The sequence below is a fragment of the Promineifilum sp. (SeqCode) genome (assembly GCF_041918635.1).
GTDB lineage: Bacteria > Chloroflexota > Anaerolineae > Promineifilales > Promineifilaceae > Promineifilum.
In genome coordinates, this window is record NZ_JAYRVJ010000554.1 from 1 (window position 1) to 2,734 (window position 2,734).

General features: G+C 61.9%; 3 protein-coding genes. All 3 read left to right on the top strand.

Annotated features, from left to right (window positions below; translation table 11 throughout):
- Positions 1 to 361, top strand: a 361-nt coding sequence (locus ACE3UY_RS16600) for a hypothetical protein (protein ID WP_374688606.1), incomplete at its 5' end; no start/stop codon positions are given.
- 715 nt (positions 362 to 1,076) lie between these two features.
- Positions 1,077 to 2,111, top strand: a complete 1,035-nt coding sequence (locus tag ACE3UY_RS16605) for a restriction endonuclease (protein ID WP_374688607.1) — start codon at positions 1,077 to 1,079, stop codon at positions 2,109 to 2,111.
- The gene (locus ACE3UY_RS16610; protein WP_374688608.1) at positions 2,111 to 2,455 is read left to right on the top strand and encodes a hypothetical protein; all 345 of its coding nucleotides are present in this window, start codon (positions 2,111 to 2,113) and stop codon (positions 2,453 to 2,455) included. The genes ACE3UY_RS16605 and ACE3UY_RS16610 overlap by 1 nt, the downstream gene beginning before the upstream one ends.
- Positions 2,456 to 2,734: the final 279 nt, after the last annotated feature.

Consider the following 2,734-nt stretch of genomic DNA (forward strand, 5'->3'; position numbering starts at 1 on the left):
CCTGCCCGATCTGGCCGTGTCGGTGCTGACCGCCCGCGTCGAGGCGTTGCGCACGGCCGTCGCCGGCCGCACCCGCGAGATCCCCGAGGGCGTCACCGACCTGGAATCGCTCTACCTGCTGTGGGACTTGCCGCTGCCCAGTCGCGACCCGGCCGAGCGGTGGACTAGCATCCGCCTCTCGCCGCAGCAAGTGCTGGAACTCGGCCGGCTGCACGGCACGCTCAACGCCGCTTTCGGCGCCACCCGCAGCGAGGTCTTTGGCCTGGCTCTGGCCCTGCTGGCCCAATTCCTGGAGCGTCACCCACTGACCGGTGCGGAACTGGAGCTGAGCGAAGTGCGGGAGATGATCTTCCGGGAGTAAGCGTGGCACGGGATTCTTATCCCGTATGTATGCCCAACCAGCTAGGAAACCAGCGCCACAATTAGTTATGTGCCACTCATAACAATTACCGGCTCGATCATTTGTTCTTTTCGCATAGCACAACGTTTTAGACCCCGTTTTTGTCCCTTTTTCCCTGAAAACCCCTTCTCCCCATCCGCAAGCGACGCGGTCTCTTCAACCACAGTCCCATTCTTGTCTATTGCCCGGCACTGTCCGGCCTACCCAACTTGCCACCCTTTTCGGCTTTCTGGGCAGAGTGGGGGGCTGGAATGATCGAATTGGTGTTCAGTGAGTAGTTCGGCCGGGGATGAAAGACCGGGGAGCAGCCCGGAGGGGGAACCATTTCAAAAAGTGCAGCGCGCCACTAGGCTTTGGAAAGCGGGTCACGGCGCTGACCGCCCCGGGCTGAAGCCCAGGGCTAGGGAACAACGACCCGTGAACGGGTCTCTAACATTGCAGCCCTGCAGAGGCTTCTTCAACCCGTTTCAACGGGTTTCGCTTGCCAGCCACGGGTTTCAACCCGCACGACCAGTGTGTCGATTATGTTGTTACTCGCCTACAGGCCCGGACGGCGAGCCGCGGCAAGGAGAGCGACCAGGGGCAACCCACCACAGAAAGTGGGTCGCCCTCACTGTCATCAGTTTGCGCGATGGCTGAAATCCGTGGATGATCCGCGCGACAGGAGCTTAGACCCGTGGATTACCTAACCGCCGCCCAAACCATCCTCGAACACGAAGGCCGTCCCCTTCACTTTCGGGAAATCTCCCGACAGGCCATGGCCCAACAGCTCATCACCCCATCCGGCCTGACCCCCGACGCCACGATGGGCTCGCGTCTTTACGTGGATACCAAGAGACCGGACTCGCGCTTCGAGCGGCGAGGCCGGGGACACTTCGCCCTCAAGCGCCGGTCACAGGCTGATGACATCGCCCGGCGCGTTGAGGCGATCAACGATCTGACCCGCCAGACTTTGCGCCAGCGCCTTTATGAGATGCCGGCCAGCCGCTTTGAGGCGCTCATCGCCGAACTACTCATTGCTGTCGGCTTCGACGAGTCCTCTATAAAGTTAACCCCCTATAGCGGCGACGGCGGCATCGACGTGCGCGGCATCCTCAACGCCGGCGACATGACCATGGTGAATGCCGCCGTCCAGGTCAAGCGTTGGAAGCGGAATGTCCGGACTAACGTCGTGCGCGACGTGCGCGGTTCGCTGACCACTCACGAGCAGGGCATCATCATCACGACCAGTGACTATTCGTCCGGCGCGCGCGTTGAGGCCAAGGCCATCGGCAAAGCGCCCATCAGCCTGATCAACGGCGCGGAACTTATCGAGATGCTTATCAAACACACCATCGGCGTCACCCAAGAGTCCCACACCGTATTGACCCTTGATGAGGAGTGGTGGAGTGAGATGGGCGGCGATCCCGTCCCACCCGCGTCCTCCGTGGAGCCGGTAACCCCAGACACGGGGCACCCATTACTCGTCAAGTCGCTGGCCGTCAGTTTCCCCTTGCCGGTTCGCCCCGCCGCCAACTCGCCCCTGCTCGGTGAATTGTTGGACGCAAAGGGGAGCATGACGTTCAACGGCAAGCAGTACCAGTCGCCCTCGACGGCGGCTAAAGACGCCACCGGCTGGAAAGCCTGCAACGGATGGCGTTATTGGCAGTACCAGCACCCCGATACACTGGAGTGGCGGTATATTGACGAGTTGCGCGGGGGACGAGGGTGATGGGCGCTCTGGCAAATCGCCCTACAACTGTGCAGATGGCTTATCTCAACGACGCCGTCCTCTGGCAGGCGGCGCGCTCCACGCTTCCTCCGGCGCTGCGCCAGCGGCTTGAATTGCTACACACCCGCCAGCAGCGCGCGGGGTTGTCGTTCGATGAGCAAGCCGAAGCCGAGCGCCTGGAACAACTGTACCGCGACACCCTGCTGGTGCGGGCGCAGGCGGCTGTGCTGCTTCAGCAGCGTGGGTATGACGTTACGGTCGCCGCGCTCAAAATGAACCATGAAGAGATCGTCGCGGCTCGACGGTTGTGGGTGGAAGCTGGTTGGCATCCGCCGAAGGAATAGGACTGTATACCATCCTGGTGCGTGGCTGGCTCTTCAGTAAACCGCTCGTAGTCAGGCAATTCATTGCCCTTCTTAATGGGTGAGCGAAGAACGGCAATGAATTGCCTGACTCCCAACAAAAAAGGGCGGCTCACCCTGGCGTGAACCGCCCTTCGCTCGCTTACTCCGCCACCGCCTTACGGCAGCTGCGGCATCGGCAACTGCTGCTGCTCTTGCTGTACCGGCGTGTCGGGCCGCTCGCCCAACGTCAGGCTGAGCGTCTGCGGCTGGCCGTCGCGC

What these genes read in the sequence shown, in the direction of transcription:
- ACE3UY_RS16610 (WP_374688608.1), top strand. Translation starts at nt 2,111, where the DNA reads ATGGGCGCTCTGGCAAATCGCCCTACAACTGTGCAGATGGCTTATCTC.